This is a genomic window from Streptomyces sp. AgN23 (genome assembly GCF_001598115.1).
Classification (GTDB): Bacteria; Actinomycetota; Actinomycetes; order Streptomycetales; family Streptomycetaceae; genus Streptomyces; species Streptomyces antimycoticus.
Genome location: NZ_CP007153.1, coordinates 3,181,683 through 3,204,698, shown reverse-complemented (window position 1 = coordinate 3,204,698; position 23,016 = coordinate 3,181,683). Strand labels below are relative to the sequence as shown.

Below are 23,016 nucleotides of genomic sequence, written 5' to 3'. Positions count from 1 at the left end.
CTTCCCCCTACCCGACCAGGGGGCAGGCGCCGCGTGGCGTTTCGGCTGACGTTCCCCCGGGTCACTGACCAGGTCGGTTGACACTCCCTCGGGCGCACTCAACCATCATTCCACTAACTGATTAGTGAAGTGGTGGTGATGGACGGATGGTCGAGTACCGCATCGACCGGCGCAGCGGCATCGCCACCTATCTGCAGATCGTCCAGCAGACCAAACAGGCGCTCCGCCTCGGGCTGCTGGAGCCCGGGGACCGGCTGCCCCCGACCCGCCGGGCGTACCGAGCGGGCCGCCGCCGGGCTCGCCCCGGCCGGGGTGGCGCTGGCGCTCGGGCTGTGGGGGATCCGCCGGGAGAACAGCATGTGGCGGGACGAGTCGACGACGTACCAGATCGCGCACCGTAGCGTCGGCGAGATCGGCCATCTCCTCGGCAACGCGGACGTGGCGCACGGCCTCTACTACCTGCTGATGCATGCCGTCTTCGCCCTCTGGGACGGCGGACTGCTCGCCCTGCGGCTCCCCTCGGTGCTGGCCATGGCCGCCACCGCGGCCGGGGTCGGCCTGCTCGGCCACCGGATCGCGGGGCCCCGCGCCGGACTCGCCGCCGGGCTGGTCTTCCCGCTGTTCCCGGCGGTGCAGCGGTACGCACCGGAGGGGCGGTCGTACGCCCTGGTCTGTGCCGCCGTCGTCGTCGCCACCCATCTGCTGCTCAGCGGGTTGGTCCGGCCCCGCAAGCGCACCTGGGCCGGATACGCCGCCGTCGCCTCGCTGGCCTGTCTGCTGCACGAGTTCGCGATCCTGGCCGTCGCCGCGCACGGCGTCGCGCTGTACCGGGCCCGGGTGGGGGCGCGGCCCGGCTGGGCATGGGCGCAGGCGGCCTCCGTGGTGGCCGTGGTGCTGGCACCGCTGGTGATCGTCAGTCAGCAGCAGGCGGCGCTGGTCGGCTGGATCGCCGCACCGGGCCCGCCCGAACTGCTCGGCTTCGGCGCGCTCGCCCTGACCGGCCTCGTCTGCGCCCGGGGGCCGCTGCCCGCCCGGGGCCCCGTCCCGCTGCGCGACCTCGCTCTGGCGCTGCTGATCCTGCCCCCGGCCGCGCTGATGGCGGTGTCGTATCTCCATCCGCTCTACGTCGACCGCTATGTGCTCTATGCCTACGTCGGTCTCGCGCTGCTGATCGGCGCCCGGCTGGACGCGCTGTCGCGCACCGTCGCCGTCCCACGGGCGCTGGCCGGGGGACGGGCGGTGGCCGCCGTGGCGGCCCTGCTGCCGTACTCGCTCCAGCTGCGGACCCCGCAGAGCCGGCTCGACGACACCCTGGCGGCCGCGCGCGCCGTACGGGAACTGGGGCGGCCCGGCGACGGGGTGCTCTTCCTGCCCGCGCGGCGCCGGGAGCCGATCATGTCCAGCCCGGAGGACTTCCGGGGCCTGCGGGAGCTGGCGCTGGCCCGGCACGCGATCCCCTCGGGCACCCTGCACGGCATCGAGCTGCCCGCACCGCGGATCCGGGCCCGGATGCTGACGGCCGGGCGGATCGTCACCGTGAACGACCCGCCCGGCCAGCCGCTGGACGACACCCCTCAGGAACGGGTGAAGCGGGAGGTGCTCGCGGAGCACTTCCACCGATGCGCGGTCAGGGACGTCACCGGGATGCGGATCGTGCTCTACGGGCGCGCGGGGCGGTGCTGAGCGCTCGGGGCTCGTAGGGCGGGGTGAGTGCTCACGCCTCGTGGGGCGTGCTCATGCCTCGTGGGGCGTGCTCACGCCTCGTTCTCGACCAGCCGGGCCGGGAAGCCGCCCGTGGCGATCGGGCCCCAGCGCTCGGGGGTGACCCGGATCAGCGACTTGCCCTGCTTGCGCATGGCCTCGCGGTACTCGTCCCAGTCCGGGTGCTCGCCCGCGATATTGCGGTAGTACTCGACCAGCGGCTCGACGGACTCCGGGGTGTCGACCACCTCGGCGGTGCCGTCGATCTGCACCCAGGGGCCGTTCCATTCGTCGGACAGCACGACGAGGCTCACGGCCGCTTCGCGCTTGACGTTGCGCACCTTGGCGCGCTCGGGGTAGGTGGACATGACGATACGGCCGGAGTCGTCGACTCCGCAGGTCAGCGGGGACGCCTGGGGCGAGCCGTCCGCCCGGCGGGTCATCAGCAGCGCACGGTGGCGCGGGCGTACGAACTCCAGCAGTTCGTCGAGGCCGACACGGGTGTTGGTGGCGATGGAGGGGCTCATGCAGGCGAGCGTACGACGTCGAGCGCACTCCAAGCCCGCACGGCCACGGACCGGACCGGCGCCGCGTCGGATGTGGCGTGAGGTGCCGTGCCGCGTGCCGTGCCGCGTGCCGTGCCGCGTGCCGCGCCGCGTCACGTGTCCCGTCAGGTGTCCCGTCAGGTGTCGCACTCCAGCACCGTGCGGCACAGCCCGCAGCGGGCCCGCACCCGGCCGCGCACCGGGACCCGGATGCGCTGACGGCAGGTCGGGCAGGGGAAGGAGACGCTGAGCGGAGGGCCGCTGTCGAAGGCGTAGTCGCCTCCGGTGGGGGAGGGATCGCCGGACTGGGCCGACCGGCGGTCCTTGGCGTAGCGGCGGCGGCCGGTCCAGCCGGCGGCGGCGAGCGGCGGCCGGGCCTGGTCGTGGCGCGCCAGCTCCAGCCCCTTCGCGTATGCCTCGTACGCCTGTGGAGAGGTGAACCAGGGGGAGGGGTCCTCATCGAGGAGCAGCGCCCGCTTGGCCAGTACGTAGCCGAACTCCTCCGGCGTCAGATAGCCCAGCTTCTGGCTGGAAAGCGAGTCCTGGCGGTAGGCGTCGAGCAGCAACCAGCCCGTGCCGAGATAGGCGGCGGTGGTGTCGGTGAGGATTTCGTTGTCGCGTGTGCCGGGGAACGACAAGTCGAGGCGGTGCAGATACACATACGTGACCTCATGGGCGAGGGCCGCGCCGATGTCCCGACGGTGGTTCTTGAAGCGGGAGTTGAGCTCGATGAAGTACTCCGGGCCCGCGGCGAGCTCCACGTTTCCCGCATGCCGCATCTCCCGGAAGCTCACGATCATCCGGGCGTCGGGCAGCCGCAGATGCCGCACCATCACCCCGGCCACCCGCTGAACGCCCAGGTAGAGGTCGTCCTGGTCGGAGAAGGCCACATCGCCGGGGAGCACGCTGAGCCCGAAGGTGTCCACCGTGTCGCGGGACAGCCTGTGGTAGAGCGCGGTGATCGAGGCCCGGACGGTGTCCAGGTGGGGATAGCCGTGCTCGATGTCGCTGCCCGGTGCCGCCACGCCGTCACCCCGTGCCCGTCGCCAGCCGTGCGCCCTGTCTCATCTCAACCTTACGGTCGTTCGGCGGGGCAGCGGGTAGGCCGCGCTGGCTGAAAACCGACCCTTGTCACCCCGTTTACCGGCTCCACATAATCACAGGGCGTTTACCGGCTCATCCACGGGCTTTCGGAGAGGTTTCCGGATTTTTGTTTGGCATGAGCCTGACATGCGCGCCGAACCCCCCACGAAAGGACAGTCCGTTGCGGAAGACCCTGAAGCACCTCAAGAGAGCCTCGGCCGCCGGCGCAGTCGCCCTCGCCGCCTTCAGCCTCACCCCCGGCAGTGCCACCGCGGCGCCCACCGGCCCCGAGCCGAGCCCCTCCGTCGTCGGCGGCACCCGCGCCGCCCAGGGCGAATTCCCCTTCATGGTCCGGCTGTCCATGGGCTGTGGCGGCGCCCTCTACACCCAGGACATCGTGCTCACCGCCGCCCACTGTGTGGACGGCAGCGGCGCCAACACCTCCATCACCGCGACCGCGGGCGTCGTCGACCTCCAGAGCTCGAGCGCCGTCAAGGTCAAGTCCACCGAGGTGCTCCAGGCCCCCGGCTACAACGGCACCGGCAAGGACTGGGCGCTCATCAAGCTCGCCAAGCCGATCAACCAGCCCACCCTGAAGATCGCCGACACCACGGCGTACAACAAGGGCGACTTCACGGTCGCCGGCTGGGGCGCGGCCGTCGAGGGCGGCGGCCAGCAGCGCTACCTGCTCAAGGCCACCGTGCCGTTCGTCGACGACGCCACCTGCAACTCCGCGTACGACGAGCTCGTGCCCGGCGAGGAGATCTGCGCCGGCCGGATGGCCCAGGGCGGCGTGGACACCTGCCAGGGCGACTCCGGCGGCCCGATGTTCCGCAAGGACGACAGCGGCCAGTGGATCCAGGTCGGCATCGTCAGCTGGGGCGAGGGCTGCGCGCGGCCCGGCAAGCCCGGCGTCTACACCGAGGTGAGCACCTTCGCCAAGGACATCAAGGCGGCCGCGAGCGAGCTCGGCGGCTGACGCCTCCTCAGCCTCGCCTCCGCCAAGAGCTGACCGGGGTCCGGCCATCGGGCCGGGCCCCGGACGGCTCTGTCGGTTCTCCGAGCCGCGGCTGTGCCCTCAGCTCTGTCCGCTCTGCCCGTAGCAGATGCAGAACGGGTGCCCGGCCGGATCGTTGAAGACCCGGAACCCGGACCGCTCCCCGCCGCTGTCGTGCAGGAACGTCGCCCCGAGCTCGATCAGCTCCTGCTGCGCCCGCTCCGCGTCCTCGATCGTGTCCACGTCGAAGTCCAGATGGATCTGCTGCGGATACGCCGGGTCCGGCCAGCGCGGCGGCTGATGATCCGGCGCGAGCTGGAAGGCCAGCCGCCGGCCGTCCTCGGCCGTCAGGTTCGCCCACTCGGGATCGCTGTCGTCCACCCGCCAGCCCAGGATCCGGCCGTAGAAGGCGGCCAGCGCGGCGGGGTCGGGACAGTCGATGACGGTGCACTGAAGCGTCGCGATCATGCTGCGGACCCTAGCCCGGAACGGCCCTGCCCGGAATTGCTCGGACCGGAGCGGCTTTGCCCGGTACCAGCCGCGGGAAAGTCGGCCCGGAAGTGGAACCTCCCCCCGCCCAGGCGGCTCCTCCACGGTGGAGACACCGCCTCGGGAGCGGCCCTCCACCATGACCGCCCCGCCCCCTTCCGGCCCCTCGAGGGCCGGTTCCGAAACCCCCCACAGGGGTCGGGGCGGTCCGGGGCCCAGGGCCGCGACCGGCCCGGGCACAGGGCGCCGCGGGGGCTTGGGCCACCTCCCGGCGGCGGCAGGCGCAGGCCGAAGCGGCTCGGAGCGCAGGCCGTAGCGCTTCGGAGCGCAGGCCGTAGCGCCTCGGAGCGCAAACCGAAGCGCCTCGGAGCGCAGGCCGTGGACGCCCCGGAGAGGAACCGAGCCCCGAGAAAAAGTAGTCTCGGGAGGCATGACGCACAGCATGAGCGACCACACCGCCGGGCGGCCGGCGACGCCGGGAGACCCCGAGGGGATCGACCCGTCCGTCCTCGACGAGCTGACCAGGTTGCGTGACAGCATCGACAACATCGACGCGGCCGTGGTCCATATGCTCGCCGAGCGCTTCAAATGCACCCAGCAGGTCGGCCACCTCAAGGCCGCCCACCGGCTCCCTCCGGCCGACCCGGCCCGTGAGGCGCGCCAGATCATCCGGCTGCGGCAGCTCGCCGAGAGCGCCAAGCTCGACCCCGGCTTCGCCGAGAAGCTGCTCAACTTCATCATCGCCGAGGTCATCCGGCACCACGAGACCATCGCCCGCTCCTGACACCGGCCCCGAGGGCGCACTCCGGTGGTGCGCCCGTACGGCCGTCCGCCCCGGGCAACCACTTCCCACCTGTGTGCGGCCCGCCGCACGTAGGGCAGCATGTCCCCATGTCCGTACTGACGCGCGAGGAAGCGCAGATCCGAGCCCGCCTGATCGAGGTCCACCGCTACACCATCGACCTCGACCTCACCCGCGGGGAGGAGCTATTCGGCTCCACCACGACCATCCGCTTCAGCGCGCGCCAGGCGGGCGCGGACACCTTCGCCGAGCTCGCGCCGGCCGCGGTTCACCGTGCCGTACTCGACGGCCGCGAGCTCGACCTCACCGGCGACACCGCCGAGGCGCTCGCGGACGGCCGGCTTCCGCTCACCGGCCTCACCGAGGGCGAGCACGAGCTGCGCGTCGAGACGGACATGCGCTACTCCCACACCGGCGAGGGCATGCACCGCTTCACCGACCCCGCCGACGGCGAGACGTACCTCTACACCATGTGCTGCATGGCGGACGCGAACGACGTCTTCGCCGCGTTCGACCAGCCCGACCTCAAGGCGGTCTTCGACGTCCGCGTCACCGCCCCGCCCCAGTGGACCGTGCTCGGCAACGGCATCGCCACCCGCGTCGGCGCCCCCGAGGAGGGCCGTTGGCAGCTCGCGCCCACCCCGCCCATCAGCACCTATCTGATGGCCCTGGCCGCCGGCCCGTACCACTCGGTGCGCACCGAGCACGCCGGGCTGCCCTTCGGGCTGCACGTCCGCCGCTCGCTGGCGCCCCACCTCGAGGCCGACGCCGACGAGCTCTTCGACATCACCCGGCGCTGCTTCGACCGCTACCACGAGATCTTCGAGGAGCCGTACCCCTTCGACTCCTACGACCAGGCGTTCGTCCCCGAATTCAACTCCGGCGCCATGGAGAACCCGGGCCTGGTCACCTTCCGTGACGAATTCGTCTTCCGCTCCGCCGTCACCGACGCCGAGCGCCAGACCCGCGCCATGGTCATCGCCCATGAGATGGCCCATATGTGGTTCGGCGACCTCGTCACCATGAAGTGGTGGGACGACATCTGGCTGAACGAGTCCTTCGCGGAGTACATGGGCTACCAGATCCTCACCGAGACCACCCGCTACACCGACACCTGGGCCGACTTCGGCGTCCGCCGCAAGAACTGGGGCTACGACGCCGACCAGCGCCCCTCCACCCACCCGGTCGCCCCCGCGCCCGAGCTGGTCCCCGACACCGCCGCCGCCCGCCTCAACTTCGACGGCATCTCCTACGCCAAGGGCGCCTCCGCGCTGCGCCAGCTCGTCACCTGGCTGGGTGAGAAGACGTTCCTCGACGGCATCAACGACCACTTCACCCGGCACCGCTTCGGCAACGCCACCCTCGCCGACTTCATCGACTCCCTCGCCCGCTCCTCCGGCCGCGACGTCCACGCCTGGGCCGACCGCTGGCTGCGCACCACCGGTGTCGACACCCTCGCCCCCGTCGTCACCGCGGACCGCGGCCGGTGGAGCGCCGAGATCCACCACCAGGGCGGCGGCCCGGACGGCGACGCCCCCACCAGGCGCCCGCACCGCATCGCCATCGGCCTCTACGATCACGCGCCCGCCGCCCCGCACCAGCTGGTCCTGCGCGGACGCGTCGAGGCCGAGCTCGACGGCGCCGAGCCCGCCCTCAGCCTCTCCTTCACCGGGCCCCGCCCCGATCTGCTGCTCCTCAACGACGGCGACCTCACCTACACCAAGATCCGGCTCGACCCCGGCTCCTGGAAGGCCGTCCACCGCGCCCTGTCCGGCCTCCCCGACGCCGTCAGCCGCGCCGTGGTCTGGAACGCCGCCCGCGACATGGTGCGCGACGGCGACCTCCCGCCCGCCGACTTCCTCGAGGCCGCCCGCGCCCATCTGCCGCACGAGACCGACATAGCGATCGTCCAGGGCGTCCTCGCCTTCGCCCGCACCCAGATCGCCGACCGCTACCTCCCCGCCGACGGGCGCCCCGCCGCCCTGGCGGCCATCCGCGCCACCTGCCGCGATCTGCTGCGCCGCACCGAGGACGGCACCGGCGCCGGGCTGCGGCTCGCCGCCGTGCGCACGTTCATCGGCAGCGCCACCGACCCGGCCGAGCTCACCGACTGGCTCGACGGCGACAGCGTCCCCGGCGGCCCCGCCCTCGACCCCGAGCTGCGCTGGCAGACCCTCGGCCGGCTCGCCGTCCTCGGCGCCGTCGGTCCCGCCCACATCGACGCCGAACTCGCCCGCGACTCCAGCGCCACCGGCCAGGAGGGCGCGGCCCGCTGCCGGGCCGCCCTGCCGGACGCCGCCGCCAAGGAGGCCGCGTGGCAGACCCTCTTCGACCCTGAACGGGACGACCAGGGAACCGAACTCTCCAACTACCTGGTCACCGCGACCCTCGCCGGCTTCTGGCAGCCCGAGCACCACGACGTCCTGGCCGACTACGTGCCGCGCTACTTCCCGGCCGCCGTCACCCTGGGCACCCGCCGCGGCCCCGCCATCGCCGACACCGTCGCCCGCTTCGGCTTCCCGAGCACCGTGGACGCCGAAACCCTGCGGCGGGGCGAGGAATGCCTCGCCAACCCCGAGGCCCTCCCCGCCCTGAGCCGCCGCCTCGCCGACCAGCTCGACGACCTGCGCCGTGCCCTGCGCGTACGAGAGAAGCAGGGGGAGTAACCGCCGCCGGCCCGTCCCGGCGGCCGGGGACAGGTGTTCGGGGCGGGTCTTCACGCCACGGTGGCCCCTTTTCCACGGTCGGCCCGAGACCCCTCGGCTATCGGAACGGTCTGCGTTGGTTCAAGCCCGTACCAAGAGGACCAGGGCGTTTCTTGGGAACCGGTGGCCAAAGATCTTCCCGCCGCCATTCCGCCCGTCCCGGTCATGGCACCCGGACTCCAGTGTGATGGCAGCCTGCTGACGTGCTGCGAACGATGAACGGGGTGACGGCGCGTAACCTGCCGCCCAGTGCCTTCGCCCCGGTGATGGCGACCGGAATCGTGTCCCAGGGGCTGGCGGTGGTGGGCGCCCGGCGGCTCTCGGACGCCCTGCTGACGGTGGCCGTGGTGCTCTACAGCGGGCTGCTGGCGGGGCTGGTGTGGCGGGTGCTGCGGTACCCGGGCGAGGTGGCCGCCGACCTGCGGAATCCCGGACGGCTCTTCGGCTTCTTCACCTTCGTCGCCGGCTCCGATGTGCTCGCCGTCCGGCTGGCCCCGGGGCCTGAGCGAGCGGCCGCGTCGGCCCTGCCGGCGCTGGCCGTACCCGTCGCCGTCCTCCTGCTGGGGTGCGGGGCGCTCATGGCGCGCCGGCTCGGCGCGGGCGGGATGGTGCGGCGCGCGGACGGGACCTGGTTCCTGTGCGTGGTGGGGATCCAGTCCGCCGTCCTGGCTACGGCCGCGCTGGCACCAGGACGAGCCCGGCCCGCCGAAGCGCTCGGCTGGGTGGCCGGGGTGCTGCTGTACACGGCGGTGGCCACGGTGGTCGCCTGCCGGCTGGTGCGGTTCGGGATACGGCCACGGGAGCTGTCGCCGCCCTACTGGATCACGATGGGAGCCTGCGCGATCAGCCTCCTCGCCGGTGCCCGGCTGGTGCACCAGGGGCTCGACACCCCCCAGCTCCGGGCGGTGATCCGCGTCGTCCTGATCGCGCTGTGGGGCTGGGCCACCTGCCTGCTGCCACCGCTGCTGGCCGCCGGGATCTGGCGGCATCTGCTGCATCGGGTGCCCCTGGGGTACGAGCCGTCCTGGTGGACCATCGTCTTCCCCACGGGCATGTACGCCGTGTCCACCGCCGCTCTCGGCGAGACCGAGGGGGTCCACCGCCTGGTGCTCCTCGGACATCTCACGGTCTGGGTGGCGCTGGGTGCGTGGTTGCTGGTCGCGGCCGGGCTGGTGCGGGCGCGATGGCGGTACCGGTCACCGAGGGCGAATTCAAGCCAGACGTCGGGTCAAGAGATGTGAAAGCCCGGTCGGCGGACGCTCTTCCTCGAAGTGGCGACCGCCCCCCACTTGTCTGCCAGGCAATGTTGACACTTCGTCAAGTTCCGTTCACCGCAGCACATCCGTCGGTACGCGTGTCCGTCATGCCAATGGCAAACCGCAAGGAAAAACAGGTCCAGGTGATACTAAACGACTTAAACGGGTCATACGACACGGCTGATGCGCGAGCGATGCTGTCGCGACATGCGATTCAGGGCCCCGGCCGGCCGTTCGGCACGGAGCCACAGCCGAAGGAGCTGGACCGTGGTGCGCCGCACAGCACGAAGGGCCGTCACCACCGCCTCGGCGGTGACGGAGAGACTGCTCGCCGCCGGGGCGTCGCTCCGCCGACTCCCGACCACCCCGGATCTACGGGCCGTCTACCGGACCGACCAGACCGTGGAGGACTCCCCCTACCGCGAACGCTGGGCGCACGACCGGGTGGTGCGCTCCACCCACGGCGTCAACTGCACCGGCTCCTGCTCCTGGAAGGTCTATGTCAAGGACGGCCTGATCACCTGGGAGACCCAGCAGACCGACTACCCCTCGGTCGGCCCCGACCGCCCCGAGTACGAACCACGGGGCTGCCCGCGCGGCGCCTCCTTCTCCTGGTACACCTACTCGCCGACCCGGGTGCGCCACCCCCTCGCCCGCGGTGTGCTGGTCGAGCTCTACCGGGAGGCCCGGAAGCGGCTCAGCGACCCGGTGGCCGCCTGGGCCGAGATCACGTCGGATCCGGTCAAGCGGCGCCGCTACCAGTCGGCCCGCGGCAAGGGCGGGCTGGTGCGCATCGGCTGGGAGGAGGCCCTGGAGATCGTGGCCGCCGCCCATGTCCACACCCTGCGCGCCCACGGCCCGGACCGGATCGCCGGTTTCTCCCCCATCCCGGCCATGTCGATGGCCTCCCACGCCGTCGGCGCCCGCTTCATGGCGCTGCTCGGCGCCCCGATGATCTCCTTCTACGACTGGTACGCGGATCTGCCGATCGCCTCCCCGCAGGTCTTCGGCGACCAGACCGACGTACCCGAATCAGGGGACTGGTGGGACGCGGCCTATTTGATGCTGTGGGGCTCGAACGTGCCGGTCACCCGCACCCCCGACGCCCACTGGATGGCCGAGGCCCGCTACCGGGGACAGAAGGTGGTCGTGGTCTCCCCGGACTACGCGGACGCCACCAAGTTCGCCGACGAATGGCTGCACCCCCACCCCGGAACCGACGGGGCGATCGCCATGGCCATGGGCCACGTCATCCTCAAGGAGTTCTTCGTCGAGCGCGAGGTCCCCTACTTCACCGACTATGTACGGCGCTTCACCGACCTGCCCTTCCTGGTGGAACTGACCGAGCGGAACGGGCGCCGCACCCCGGGCGCCTTCCTCACCGCCGCAGCCCTGGAGGCCGCCGATCCGGGCCTGGCCGCCCACGCCGACGACGCGGCCCGGCGCTGGATGCCGGTGCTCTGCGACGCGGAGACCGACCGCCCCGTGGTACCGAACGGCACCCTGGGCGACCGGTGGAGCAAGGGCGGCGAAGGCCGCTGGAACCTCGACCTGCGAGGCATCACCCCCCGGCTCACCTTCCACCGGACCACCGGTGCCGAGACCGCCGAGGTCGAACTGCCCCGCTTCGACGAACCCGGCGCCACCGTCCGGCGCGCCGTCCCGGCCCGGTGGATCGGCGGGCGGCTGGTCACCACGGTCTTCGACCTGCTCCTGGCCCAGTACGCGGTGGGCCGCCCCGGCCTCACCGGGCAGTGGCCCACCGGTTACGACGACGCCGCGGCACCGTCCACCCCGGCCTGGCAGGAGGCCATCACCTCGGTCCCGGCCGCCGCCGTGATCCGCGCCGCCCGGGAGTTCGCGGGCACCGCGGAGAAGACCCGCGGCCGCTGCATGATCGTCATGGGTGCGGGCACCAACCACTGGTTCCACTCCGACACCATCTACCGCTCCTTCCTCACCCTGTTGCTGCTCACCGGCTGCCAGGGCGTCAACGGCGGCGGCTGGGCGCACTACGTGGGCCAGGAGAAGGTGCGCCCGTACACCGGCTGGCAGCAACTCGCCACCGCCGCCGACTGGACCCGCCCGTCCCGGCAGATGGCCGGCACCCCGTACTGGTACCTCCACACGGATCAGTGGCGCTATGAACGCTACGGTGCCGACGCGCTCGCCTCCCCCACCGGCCAGGGGCTGTTCACCGGCCGCCACACCGCGGACCTGGTCGCCCAGTCCATGCGGCTGGGCTGGATGCCCTCCTACCCCACCTTCTCCGCCAACTCCCTGGAGCTGGGCCGCCGGGTGCAGGAGAGCGGGCGCCCGGCGGGGGAGTGGGTCGCCGAGCAACTCGCCTCCGGTGGGCTGAAGTTCGCCTGCGAGAACCCCGACGCGCCGGAGAACTGGCCCCGTGTGCTCACCGTCTGGCGGGCCAACCTCATCGGCTCCTCGGCCAAGGGCAACGAGTACTTCCTGCGCCATCTGCTGGGGGCTCAGGACAACGCCACCGCCGAGGAGATCCCGCCGGACCGCCGGCCGGCCGACCTCACCTGGCAGGACCGGGCGCCCCGCGGAAAGCTCGACCTGCTGCTCGCGCTGGACTTCCGGATGACCTCCACCACCCTCTTCGCCGACCTCGTGCTCCCCGCCGCGACCTGGTACGAGAAACACGACCTGTCCAGCACCGACATGCACCCGTACGTGCACGCCTTCTCCCCGGCCATCATCCCGCCCTGGCAGGCCCGCACCGACTTCGACATCTTCCACGGCCTCGCCCGCAAGCTCAGCGAACTGGCCGCCGGACGCCTGGAGACCGCCCACGACCTGGTCGCCACCGCACTGATGCACGACACCCCCGGAGAGACGGCCCAGCCCGGCGGGACCGTCCCGGACTGGCGGGACGGCCGTACCCCCGCCGTACCGGGCGTCAACCTGCCGAACGTCACCCTGGTGACCCGCGACTACACCGCCGTCGCCGACCGGCTCGCCGCCTTCGGCCCCCTCGCCCAACAGGCGGGCATGCAGGTCAAGGGCATCACCGTGCACCCGGACCCGGAAGCCACCTGGCTGGCCGAGCGCTGCGGCACCGCCACCCGCGGGGCCGCCGAGGGCAGGCCCCTGCTGGACACCGACGCCAAGCTGTGCGAAGCCATCCTGGCCCTGTCGGGCACCACCAACGGGCGCATCGCCGCCGAAGGGTTCGCCCGGCTCGCCGAGCGCTGCGGCCCCGGCTCGGACCTCACCGCACTGGGCGCCTCGGTGGCCGAGCGACGCGTGGTGTTCTCCGACACCCAGGCCCGACCCGTCCAGGTCGGCGCCAGCTTCGAATGGTCCGGCAAGGAGGCTCCCGACCGCCGCTACGCGCCGTTCACCATCAACACCGAACACCGCAAGCCCTGGCACACCCTCACCGGCCGCCAGCACTTCTACCTCGATCACTCCTGGATCGCCGAGCTGGGCGAACAACTCCCCGTCTACCGGCCGCCGCTGGACCTGGCCGCCCTCGGCGAGGCCCCGCGGGGAGCGGACGGCGACACCGGCCGCACGGTCACCGTCCGCTACATCACCCCGCACTCGAAATGGTCCATCCACTCCGAGTACCAGGAAAACCTGATCATGCAGACCCTGGCCCGCGGCGGCCCGGTCATCTGGCTCAGCGTCCCCGACGCCCAGGCCGTCGGCGTGTCCGACAACGACTGGATCGAGGCCGTCAACGCCAACGGCGTCGTGGTCGCCCGGGCCGTGGTCTCCCACCGCATGCCCACCGGCACCGTGTTCATGTACCACGTGCAGGAACGTCTGGTGAACGTGCCCAAATCCGAGGCCACCGGCCGCCGGGGCGGAGTGCACAACGCCCTCACCAAACTGCTCATCAAGCCCACCCACCTCATCGGCGGCTACGCCCAGCTCTCCTTCGCCCCCAACTACTACGGACCCACCGGCAACCAGCGGGACGCGGTCACCGTCATCCGGCGCCGCTCCCAGAACGTGGAGTACTGACATGCCGCGTCACCGACCCGGCAGCCCCCGGGTGATGGCCCAGGTCGCCATGGTCATGAACCTCGACAAGTGCATCGGCTGCCACACCTGCTCGGTCACCTGCAAACAGACCTGGACCAACCGCTCCGGCACCGAATACGTCTGGTTCAACAACGTCGAGACCCGCCCCGGCCAGGGCTACCCCCGCGGCTACGAGGACCAGGACACCTGGAAGGGCGGCTGGCACCTCAAGGGCGGCAAGCTGGTGCCCCGCACAGGCGGCCGGGCCCGCCGCCTCGCCCGGCTGTTCGCCAACCCCGAACTGCCCCGGCTGGACGACTACTACCAGCCCTGGACGTACGACTACGACACCCTCACCACCGCCCCGCTCGGCGACGACGTGCCCACCGCCCCGCCCCGCTCCCTCATCGACGGCCGGCCCACCTCCGTCACCTGGGGCCCCAACTGGGACGACGACCTCGGCGGGGGGCCGGAGCACATCGCCGGCGACCCCGTCCTGGCGAAGATGAGCGAAAAGGTCAGGCTGGAGTACGAACAAGCCTTCATGTTCTACCTGCCGCGCATCTGCGAGCACTGCCTCAACCCCTCCTGCGTCGCCGTCTGCCCCTCCGGCGCGATGTACAAGCGGATCGAGGACGGCATCGTCCTGGTCGACCAGGACCGCTGCCGCGGCTGGCGCATGTGCGTCAGCGGCTGCCCGTACAAGAAGGTCTACTTCAACCACCGCAGCGGCAAGGCCGAGAAGTGCACCCTGTGCTATCCGCGCATCGAGGCCGGGGAACCCACCGTGTGCTCCGAGACCTGCGTGGGACGGCTGCGCTACCTCGGCGTCATGCTCTACGACCCCGACAAGGTCGGCGAGGCCGCCGCCACCACCGACGAGAAGGACCTCTACGAGGCACAGCTCGGCTGCTTCCTCGACCCCGAGGACCCCGCCGTGGCCCGCGCCGCCGCCGACTCCGGCATCCCGAACGACTGGATCGAAGCCGCCCGGCGCTCCCCGGTGCACGCACTCATCACCCGGTACCGGGTGGCGCTGCCGCTGCACCCCGAATACCGCACCATGCCCATGGTCTGGTACGTCCCGCCGCTGTCCCCGGTGGTGGACGCGCTCACCGCCACCGGCCACGACGGCGAGGACCCCGCCAACCTCTTCGGCGCCATCGACAGCCTGCGCATCCCCCTGGGCTACCTCGCCGAACTCTTCACCGCGGGCGACCCCGCACCGGTCGAGGCCGCCCTGTGCCGGCTGGCCGCGATGCGCAGCCATATGCGCCGGATCAACCTCGGCGAGGAACGCGACCCCGCCATCGTGGCGGCCGTGGGCATGGACCAGGACGGCATCGAGGCGATGTACCGGCTGCTCGCCCTCGCCAAATACGAAGAGCGCTACGTCATCCCCACCAGCTACACCACCGGGTCCGGCGGCGACACCCCGATGGATTCCTGCAGCCTCGACGGCGACGGGCTGCCCGGCATGATGCCCTACGACCCCTCCCACGCCGACGCCTTCCACACACCCCCGGCCCCCGAACCCGCCGGCACCGCGTCCGGCCTCGCCGGCCGGATCAACCTGCTCAACTGGAACGGCCGCGGCCGCCCCACCGGACTGTTCCCGAGGCGGAACGGGGACACGCGGTGAACGCGGCAGCCCCCGCGGTGCACCAGGCCGCCGCACTCCTCCTCGGCTACCCCGGACCGGACTGGCCCGCCCGCCGCACGCTGGTACGGGACTGCCTCATCGAACTCGGCACCCCCGCCGCAGCTCCCCTGCTGCGGTTCTGCGCCGCCGTCGACGGCGTCCCGGTGCTCGACCTGGCCTCGGCCTACGTCCGCACCTTCGACCGCAGCCGCCGCCGCACCCTGCACCTCACCTACTACACCGACGGCGACACCCGCCGCCGCGGCGGCACCCTCGCCGCCCTCAAGGCCCACTACCGGGCCCACGGATGGGCACCCCCCGAGGACGAACTCCCCGATCACCTGCCGCTGCTGCTGGAGTTCGCCGCCCGCTGCCCGGCCCCGGGCAGCCGGCTCCTGCGCGACCACCGCGCCGCCCTGGAACTGCTGCGGATGGCCCTTACCGACCACGGCAGCCCGTATGCCGACATCCTGTGCGCCGTCTGCGACACCCTGCCCGGACCCGCACCCGCCGACCGCGCGGCGGCCCTCGCGCTCGCCCGCGGCGGGCCCCCACCGAAACAGTGGGCCTGGCCCCCTTCGCCGCGACCACCCCCGCCGCCCCCTCCCCGGTGGAAGGAACCGGCCGATGAACCACCTGGACACCGCCCTGTGGGGCGTCCTCCCCTACCTCGTGCTCGTCCTCCTCATCGCCGGCACCGTCTGGCGCTACCACTACGATCGCTTCGGCTTCACCACCCGCTCCAGCCAGCTCCACGAACACCGCCTGCTCGCCATCGGCGGCCCCCTCTTCCACTACGGACTGTTCTTCGTGATCGCCGGTCATGTCGCGGGCCTGCTCATCCCCGAAACGCTCACCGAACGGCTGCGCGTCAGCGAATCGCTGTATCACGCCAACGCCCTGATCCTCGGCGGTACCGCCGGCCTCGCCGCCGTCGCCGGCCTCGGCGTCCTCCTCCACCGGCGGCTGCGCGTACCGGCCGTACGGGCGGCCACCAGCCGTACCGACAAAGCCGTCTACCCGCTGCTCGCCGCCGTTCTCCTCGCCGGACTCACCGCCACCGCCACCGGCGCCGGCCCCCACTCCTACGACTACCGGCAGGGCGTCTCGGTCTGGTTCCGCAGCCTGTTCGCCCTCGACCCCGACGTGCCCGCCGTGGCCGACGCCCCCTTGGCCTACCGGCTCCACGCCCTGCTGGCGATGGCCCTGTTCGCCCTGTGGCCCTTCAGCCGCCTCGTCCACGCCTTCACCGCCCCCCTCGGCTACCTCACCAGGCCCTACGTCGTCTACCGCTCCCGCACCCCCGCCCGCCCCCACCCGCACCCCGCGCTCACCGGCGCCGGTGAGCCGGCTCCCCGTCGGCGGAGGAGGCCGCGGCCCTGAGACGGCGACGCGCCGCTGCGCGGTGGAGAGTGAGCAGCCCGCCGCGTGCGCGAGTTCCTTCGGACCGCTCGCACGTCGAGACGGTCATGGTCGCCGGGCGGGAACGCGTCCATTCCGGTCGGCCTGTCGTCGACAGTTCCGAGCTCTTGAACGACGCCCGCCGAACCGCGCACCGCCTGGATCGGGCAGGTATCAGCGCCCGTTCGGGCAGGGGGCACACTGGCGGGTATGGATCGAGAAACTCTTGAGCAGACCCTGACCGTCGACGGGGAGAGGTTCGACGTCGCCGAGCGTCCCGACGAACCCGGAACCTACGACGTCACCTGGCTGACCGGGCCGAACCCGGACTACGGCTTCACCACCCGGGTCCATGGAGCCGACTCCCTCAGCACACGGCAACTGGAGGACTCCGCACGGGACTTCCTCGGCCAGGTGGACCCCGACACCGGGTATATCGAGTAGCCGGGCGGGCGGATCAATCCGTGTGACCGGGCCGTACCACGTACGGGTGCACTTCCCGCCGACCCCGGACCGGACCGCGGGTGCGCGAAGTAGTTTGGGCAACCCTGACCGCCGCCCGACCGCTGCCACCTGCCCGACTCCCAGACACCCCCTAGGGGCACACCCATGCCCGTGCCCGCATCCGGAACCGCCCGCCTCCTCGCCGGGGGCCATGGCGGACCGGGCGTGCTCCGCCCGATGGTCGACACCGTCCTCGACGCCCTCGCCCACGGGGCCGCCGACCGCGGCGGGCCACTCCCGGCCGGGGGTCCGGCCGCGGTGGACCGGCGGATACGCGGTGCGGCCCGACCGCTCATCCCCGACGAGGGGGAGGGGCCCCACCACGCGCTGCGCACCCTCGTCCGCGCCCTCACCCACGGCGCGGCCGACCCCGCGGACCCGCGCTGCACCGCCCATCTGCACTGCCCGCCGCTCGCCGTGGCCACCGCCGCCGACCTCGCGGTGTCCGCGCTCAACCCCTCCCTCGACTCCTGGGACCAGGCGCCCGCCGCCTGCGCGCTGGAGGCGCTGACCTGCCGCGCCCTGGCCGAGCTCGTCCACCCCCACGGCCCCGCCCCCGACGCGCTCGTGACCACCGGCGGCACCGAGTCCAACCAGCTCGCGCTGCTCCTCGCCCGCGAAGCCGCGGGCGGCATCGGCAGCCCCCTGCGGATCATCTGCGGCGGCAACGCCCACCACAGCATCCACCGCGCCGCCTGGTTCCTCGGGCTGCCCGCGCCCCACACCCTCCCCACCCCCACCGGCGTCCTCGACCCGGCCGCCCTCCACACCGCCCTCGACCGGCTGCCCGACACCGACGCCCCCACCCTCGTCGTCGCCACCGCGGGCACCACCGACACCGGAGCCATCGACCCGCTCCCCGATATCGCCGACGTCTGCGACCACCACACCGCCACCCTCCACATCGACGCCGCCTACGGCGCGCCCCTCCTCTTCAGCGACACCCTCCACAAACAGCTCCACGGACTCGACCGGGCCCCTACCGTCGCCCTCGACCTGCACAAACTCGGCTGGCAGCCGGTCGCCGCCGGCCTCCTCGCCGTCCCCGACAGCGCCGCCCTCGCCCCGCTGGCCCACCAGGCCGAGTACCTCAACGCCGACGACGACACCGAAGCGGGGCTGCCCGACCTGCTCGGCCGCTCCTTCCGCACCACCCGCCGCCCCGACATCTTCAAGATCGCCGTCACCCTGCGGGCACTCGGCCGGCGCGGCCTCGGCGACCTCGTCGACCACGTCTGCACGGCCGCCCAGCACCTCGCCGACCTCATCGAGGCCCGCCCCGGCCTCGAGCTCTACGCCCGCCCCACCATCAGCACCGTCCTCTTCCGCCCCACCGGGGCACCGCCCGCCGCCGTCGCCGCGCTGCGCCGCCGCCTCCTCCACCACGGCACGGCCGTCCTCGGCCGCGCCGCCACCCCCGAGGGGCTGTGGCTCAAGGTCACCGTTCTCAACCCGCACACCCAGCCCGACGATCTGCGCGGGCTGCTCGAACTCGTGGAAGGCCACACCACCCCATGAGCACCGAACAACCCCCCGCCCCCGCCGCCGATCCCGCCACAGCCGCCGGGACCGCCCCCGGCGTCGACCGGCCCCTGGACCTGGCCGGTATCGGCATCGGCCCGTTCAACCTCTCCCTCGCCGCCCTCGCCCACGGCGTCCCCGCCCTGCGCACCGCCTGCTACGAACAGCGGCCCGCCTTCCACTGGCACCCCGGCCTGCTCATCGACGGCGCCACCATCCAAGTCCCCTTCCTCGCCGACCTGGTCACCCTCGCCGACCCCGGCAGCCCCTGGACCTTCCTCCAGTACCTCAAGGCCCATGAGCGGCTCTTCCCCTTCTACGTCGCCGAGCGCTTCCACATCGAGCGCGCCGAATACGACGCCTACTGCCGCTGGGTCAGCGAACAGCTTCCCGGACTCCACTTCGACCACCGCGTCGACGCCGTCCGCTGGGACCACGAATACGAGCTGTTCGAAATCGACTTCACCCGGCTCGGCGGCCCGGCCGACGACGCCCCCGCGCCCCGCCCCACCGGGGCCGACGAGGACGGCAGGGCCCTCGGCCGCACCTACGCCCGCAACATCGTCCTCGGCGTCGGCACCGAACCGTACGTCCCCGAACCCCTGCGCCCCCTCGCCGACGCACCCAACGTCCCCGTCCTCCACTCCTGCGACTACCTCGAACACCGCGAACGGCTTCTGGCCACCGGCCACGTCACCGTCGTCGGCTCCGGCCAGTCCGGCGCCGAGGTCTTCCTCGACCTGCTGCGCAACCGGCCGCTCGGCGCCGAAGGGCTCCACTGGATGGCCCGCACCCCCGCGTTCGCGCCCATGGAATACAGCAAACTCGGCCTGGAGCAGTTCAGCCCCGACTACACCCGCTACTTCCACACCCTCCCCGAGCCCGTCCGCGACCAATTGCTGCCCCGCCAGTGGCAGCTCTACAAGGGCATCGCCCACGAGACCCTCGACGCCATCCACCACGAGCTCTACCGCCGCGCCCTCCACGCCGACGACTGGCCCGGCGCCGTCCTCACCCCCGGCGTCACCGTCCGCACCGCCGGCCGTATCGCCGCCGCCCGCCTCGAACTCCACCTGGAACACACCGAACAGGGCACCCGCACCCGCCACACCACCGAGGCCGTCGTCCTCGCCACCGGCTACCGCGAGCGCCGCGTCGACACCCTGCTCGCCGCCCTCGACCCCTACATCCGCCGGGACGCCTCCGAGCGCCCGCGCGTCGACGCCGACCACCGCCTGGTCCTCGACCCCATGATCAAGGGCTCGGTGTACGTGCAGAACGCCGAGCGCCACACCCATGGCGTCGGCACCCCCGACCTCGGCCTCGCCGCCTGGCGCTCCGCCGTCATCCTCAACTCGCTGCTCGCGGAACCCGCCTATCGGCTGCCGTCCCGCACCGCGTTCACCGCCTTCGGCCTCCAGCCGTCGGGGCGATGCGGCACCGTCATCGGCGGCCCGCACCTCCCCGACCAGCGCGCACCCCTCGCCCCTACGCGCACCTGACCGCGCAGGGGCCCCGCATCCCGTGCCCCGAAACCTGTGCCGGCCCGGAACACCGGCCCGGAACACCGGCCCGGAACACCGGCCCGGACTAGAACACCGGAACGCCGTCCCGAGTCAGCTTCCAGTCCACCGACGCGAACCGCGACACCTCGATCGACTTCTCCGCCTGCACCCAAGCGATGATCGTGTTCCGGATCTCCTCCGAGTTGGCCCACACCTGCTTCGCGGAGGCCACATGCGGGAAGTTGCCGCCTCCGCTCGCCCGGTAGTTGTTGACCGCCAGCACGAACTGCGCCTTCTCATCGATCGGCTTGCCCTCGAAGCTCAGCTTCGCGATCCGCGAGCCCGGCGCCTTCGCGATGTCGATCTCGTACGTCAGGCCGCCGACCGCGTCGTAGTTGTAGTCGGGCGTGTTGTCGGCGTTCGTCAGCTTCGACGGGTCCACATCGCCGCCTGCCGGAGTCTGTACGTAGTACCGCGCCGAGAACTCCAGATACTCCTTGAGCTGGGCGCCCGTCAGCACCCGTGCCTCCAGGGTGTTCTCGAACGGATACAACCCCGCCACCTGCCGGATCGTGACGTCCCCGGCCGGAATCGCCGCCGTACGGGAGAAGCAGGACGCCTGCGAGAGCACCGGCAGCGCCGCGTACTCCGTCCCCGCCAGCGCCGCCTTCACCGTCTCCGACTGCACATGGTTGATGAAGTCGAGGATCGGCACGTCCTTGTACGGCGCCTCGGTCGCCGTCATCGCCGCTGAGCAGGTGCCGATGGTCTGGTTCACATAGCCGACGACCTTCTTGTGCTCATCGCCGAGCAGCCCCACGATCCGCGGGTCCTCCTCGGCCGTACGGGAATCCAGCACCTTCGCCGACACCGACGCCACCTGCCAGCGGCCCCGCTCCCACTCCAGCTCGAAGTCGAAGAGAGTCAGCCGCTGACCCCACTTGAGCGGCTCCGACAGCACGACCTCCCGCCCGGTCTCCTTGTTGACCACCCGTGACTCCGGGATCTCCACATGCGCGTGGCCCACCAGGATCGCGTCGATCCCCGCCACCTTCTCGGCCACCAGCGCCGCCGCGTTCTCCACATACGGCACCTGGTCGCCGTAGCTGGAGGTGCCGCTGGTCCCCGAATGCGCCGAAACGATCACCACGTCCGCGCCCATCGACCGCAGCCGCGGCACCCACTTCGCGGCCTGCTCCTCCAGGCCCGGGAAGGTCATCTTCCCCTGCACATTGACCTTGTCCCAGATCGCGATGCCCGGATTGGTCAGCCCCAGCACCGCCACCTTCACATCCCGCCCGCACGGGGTGCGCAGCCGCGTCATCCAGTACGGTGCGAAGGCGGGCCGCAGCGTCTTCGCGTCCAGCGCGTTCGCCCCCAGCAGCGGGAAGTCGCACTGCTCCTCGAACTTCCGCAGCACCGGGATGCCGTAGTTGAACTCATGATTGCCCAGCGCCGCCGCGTCGTAGCCGATCGCGTTCATCGCCTGCGCCATGGGATGCACCGGGCCGTCCGCCCCGGTGATCGGGTCCACCCTGGCGTAGTAGTACGAGAGCTGGGTGCCCTGGATGGTGTCGCCCGCGTCGATCAGCAGCGTATTGCGGCGCCCCTTCTCCTCACGGACCTGGTCGACCAGCGTGGAGATCTTCGCCAGGCCCACATCGTTGTGCGCCGTGTCGTCGAACTCGGCGTCGGTGAAGTAGTCCCAGTTGAAGACGTTGCCGTGCAGATCGGTCGTGCCCATCACGGTGAAGGCGTACCGCCGCCGGGGGCGCCCGTGACCCCGCGCCTCGGCCGGGACGGCGGCCGCGGCGGCGGCGAGGGCGGCCCCCGCACTGGTCGCCGCGGTGCGGCCCAGGAACTTCCGACGGTCGAGCGGCATGGCTGATCTCCTCTGAGATACCTGCGAAATGAGCACAACGCGCGTAGATTCTGGCCCAGCCGCACCGCTCCGCACCACCCCCGGCAGATTGCGATCAGGTTGCCCCGGCGCCTCTTGAGGGGCGGTCAGACCAGAATTCTCCCGGCCGGGTCGTCCCACCCCGCCGAGGGCCCGGGCGTCGTACGCTCCGGACACCACCCCTCGTGCACCCGACCAGGAGCCGCCATGGACCAGCCGGCCCACCCCACCCAGCCGCCGCAGCCCGCCGCCCCCGTACCCGCCGCCCCCGTGCCCTACGGCACCCCCGACACCCCGCACGTCGCCGTCCGCGGTGAGGCGACGCTGGAGGTCGACCCCGAGATCGCCCGGCTCACCATCACCGTCAGCGCCCGCGGCGCCGACCGGCGCACCGCGCTCGACGACCTCACCCGCCGCAACAACCAGGTCCTCGCGCTGGTGAAGCCCTACGGCGAAGCGGTCGAGAAGCTGGAGACCGGCGCCTTCTCGGTCACCCCCGAGATCAACCCCAAGAGCCGCCATGAGCGCGTACGGGCCTACCACGGCCGGGTGCACCTCACCGCGACCCTCACCGACTTCACCGCCCTCGGCGAGCTCACCACCCGCCTCGCCGACCTCGACCTCACCCGCGTCGACGGCCCCTGGTGGGGGCTGCGCCCCGACTCGCCCGCCCACGGCCGGGCCCGGCAGCAGGCGGTGCGGGAGGCGGTGCAGCGGGCCCGCGAGTACGCCGGAGCGCTCGGCTCCCGGCTGGTCGCGCTCACCGAGCTCGCCGACCTCGAGGCGGAGCAGGGGCCGCTCCAGCCCGTGGCCGCCGCCACGCGCGGCCGGTCCGCCTTCGGCGGCCCCGCCGACCGGGACGCCGTCGTCGCGCTCGACCTCGAACCGCAGCGCCAGACGGTGTATGCACATGTCAACGCGCGCTTCACGATCACCCCTCCCGAGCTCTGAGGGCCCTCCTTCCGAGTCTTG

General features: G+C 72.2%; 16 protein-coding genes and 2 pseudogenes. 14 read left to right on the top strand and 4 right to left on the bottom strand.

Annotated elements, in window-relative coordinates; all coding sequences use genetic code 11:
• Positions 1 to 146: 146 nt before the first annotated feature.
• Positions 147 to 260, top strand: a pseudogene (locus tag AS97_RS14025) (GntR family transcriptional regulator); the annotation flags it as partial.
• A gap of 97 nt (positions 261 to 357) precedes the next feature.
• Positions 358 to 1,683 carry a glycosyltransferase family 39 protein gene (locus AS97_RS14020; RefSeq protein WP_247204365.1) on the top strand — a complete coding sequence of 442 codons (1,326 nt, stop codon included), beginning with the start codon at positions 358 to 360 and terminating at the stop codon, positions 1,681 to 1,683.
• 71 nt (positions 1,684 to 1,754) lie between these two features.
• Here the strand turns inward: AS97_RS14020 and AS97_RS14015 are convergent, their stop codons facing one another.
• Positions 1,755 to 2,228, bottom strand: a complete 474-nt coding sequence (locus AS97_RS14015) for a PPOX class F420-dependent oxidoreductase (protein WP_086708541.1) — start codon at positions 2,226 to 2,228, stop codon at positions 1,755 to 1,757.
• 155 nt (positions 2,229 to 2,383) lie between these two features.
• The gene (locus AS97_RS14010) at positions 2,384 to 3,271 is read right to left on the bottom strand and encodes a hypothetical protein (RefSeq protein ID WP_210564989.1); all 888 of its coding nucleotides are present in this window, start codon (positions 3,269 to 3,271) and stop codon (positions 2,384 to 2,386) included.
• A 239-nt stretch (positions 3,272 to 3,510) separates the two neighbouring features.
• Between AS97_RS14010 and AS97_RS14005 the strand changes: the two genes are divergently transcribed.
• Entirely contained in the window at positions 3,511 to 4,308 is a 798-nt protein-coding gene (locus AS97_RS14005; RefSeq protein ID WP_059144987.1) for a serine protease, read from the top strand.
• A 99-nt stretch (positions 4,309 to 4,407) separates the two neighbouring features.
• Here the strand turns inward: AS97_RS14005 and AS97_RS14000 are convergent, their stop codons facing one another.
• Complete coding sequence (locus tag AS97_RS14000) at positions 4,408 to 4,794, bottom strand: VOC family protein (protein WP_014059937.1); 387 nt, start codon at positions 4,792 to 4,794, stop codon at positions 4,408 to 4,410.
• A 463-nt stretch (positions 4,795 to 5,257) separates the two neighbouring features.
• Here AS97_RS14000 and AS97_RS13995 point away from each other — a divergent pair, with 463 nt between their 5' ends.
• The 10 genes and pseudogenes from AS97_RS13995 to AS97_RS13950 all read left to right on the top strand — a co-directional run bounded on the left by AS97_RS13995 (position 5,258) and on the right by AS97_RS13950 (position 20,141).
• Positions 5,258 to 5,599 (top strand): chorismate mutase, encoded by a 342-nt coding sequence (locus AS97_RS13995; RefSeq protein WP_059145033.1) that lies wholly within the window; start codon positions 5,258 to 5,260, stop codon positions 5,597 to 5,599.
• Positions 5,600 to 5,706: 107 nt separating this feature from the next.
• Entirely contained in the window at positions 5,707 to 8,283 is a 2,577-nt protein-coding gene (gene pepN, locus AS97_RS13990) for an aminopeptidase N (RefSeq protein ID WP_210564987.1), read from the top strand.
• A 242-nt stretch (positions 8,284 to 8,525) separates the two neighbouring features.
• Entirely contained in the window at positions 8,526 to 9,563 is a 1,038-nt protein-coding gene (locus tag AS97_RS13985) for a tellurite resistance/C4-dicarboxylate transporter family protein (RefSeq protein WP_247204364.1), read from the top strand.
• Positions 9,564 to 9,845: 282 nt separating this feature from the next.
• Complete coding sequence (locus tag AS97_RS13980; protein ID WP_247204363.1) at positions 9,846 to 13,571, top strand: nitrate reductase subunit alpha; 3,726 nt, start codon at positions 9,846 to 9,848, stop codon at positions 13,569 to 13,571.
• A gap of 1 nt (position 13,572) precedes the next feature.
• Entirely contained in the window at positions 13,573 to 15,213 is a 1,641-nt protein-coding gene (gene narH / locus AS97_RS13975) for a nitrate reductase subunit beta (RefSeq protein WP_210564984.1), read from the top strand.
• Positions 15,210 to 15,629: pseudogene (narJ, locus tag AS97_RS13970) on the top strand (nitrate reductase molybdenum cofactor assembly chaperone); the annotation flags it as partial. The gene narH and the pseudogene narJ, both read left to right, overlap by 4 nt.
• A 211-nt stretch (positions 15,630 to 15,840) precedes the next feature.
• Complete coding sequence (gene narI, locus AS97_RS13965) at positions 15,841 to 16,596, top strand: respiratory nitrate reductase subunit gamma (protein WP_210564981.1); 756 nt, start codon at positions 15,841 to 15,843, stop codon at positions 16,594 to 16,596.
• Between the two features lie 228 nt (positions 16,597 to 16,824).
• Positions 16,825 to 17,058, top strand: a complete 234-nt coding sequence (locus tag AS97_RS13960; RefSeq protein WP_086711765.1) for a hypothetical protein — start codon at positions 16,825 to 16,827, stop codon at positions 17,056 to 17,058.
• Between the two features lie 165 nt (positions 17,059 to 17,223).
• Positions 17,224 to 18,636: an aminotransferase class V-fold PLP-dependent enzyme gene (locus tag AS97_RS13955; protein WP_059144978.1), complete on the top strand. Its 1,413-nt coding sequence runs from the start codon at positions 17,224 to 17,226 to the stop codon at positions 18,634 to 18,636.
• A complete protein-coding gene (locus tag AS97_RS13950) occupies positions 18,633 to 20,141 on the top strand; it encodes a SidA/IucD/PvdA family monooxygenase (protein WP_210564979.1) in 1,509 nt (502 codons plus the stop codon). Before AS97_RS13955 ends, AS97_RS13950 begins: the two co-directional genes overlap by 4 nt.
• Positions 20,142 to 20,229: 88 nt before the next feature.
• On the opposite strand, the gene AS97_RS13945 is transcribed toward AS97_RS13950, so the two are convergent.
• On the bottom strand, positions 20,230 to 22,026 hold the full coding sequence (locus AS97_RS13945; RefSeq protein ID WP_125761996.1) for a 5'-nucleotidase C-terminal domain-containing protein: 1,797 nt from the start codon (positions 22,024 to 22,026) through the stop codon (positions 20,230 to 20,232).
• A 225-nt stretch (positions 22,027 to 22,251) separates the two neighbouring features.
• Between AS97_RS13945 and AS97_RS13940 the strand changes: the two genes are divergently transcribed.
• The gene (locus tag AS97_RS13940; protein WP_059144975.1) at positions 22,252 to 22,995 is read left to right on the top strand and encodes an SIMPL domain-containing protein; all 744 of its coding nucleotides are present in this window, start codon (positions 22,252 to 22,254) and stop codon (positions 22,993 to 22,995) included.
• Positions 22,996 to 23,016: the final 21 nt, after the last annotated feature.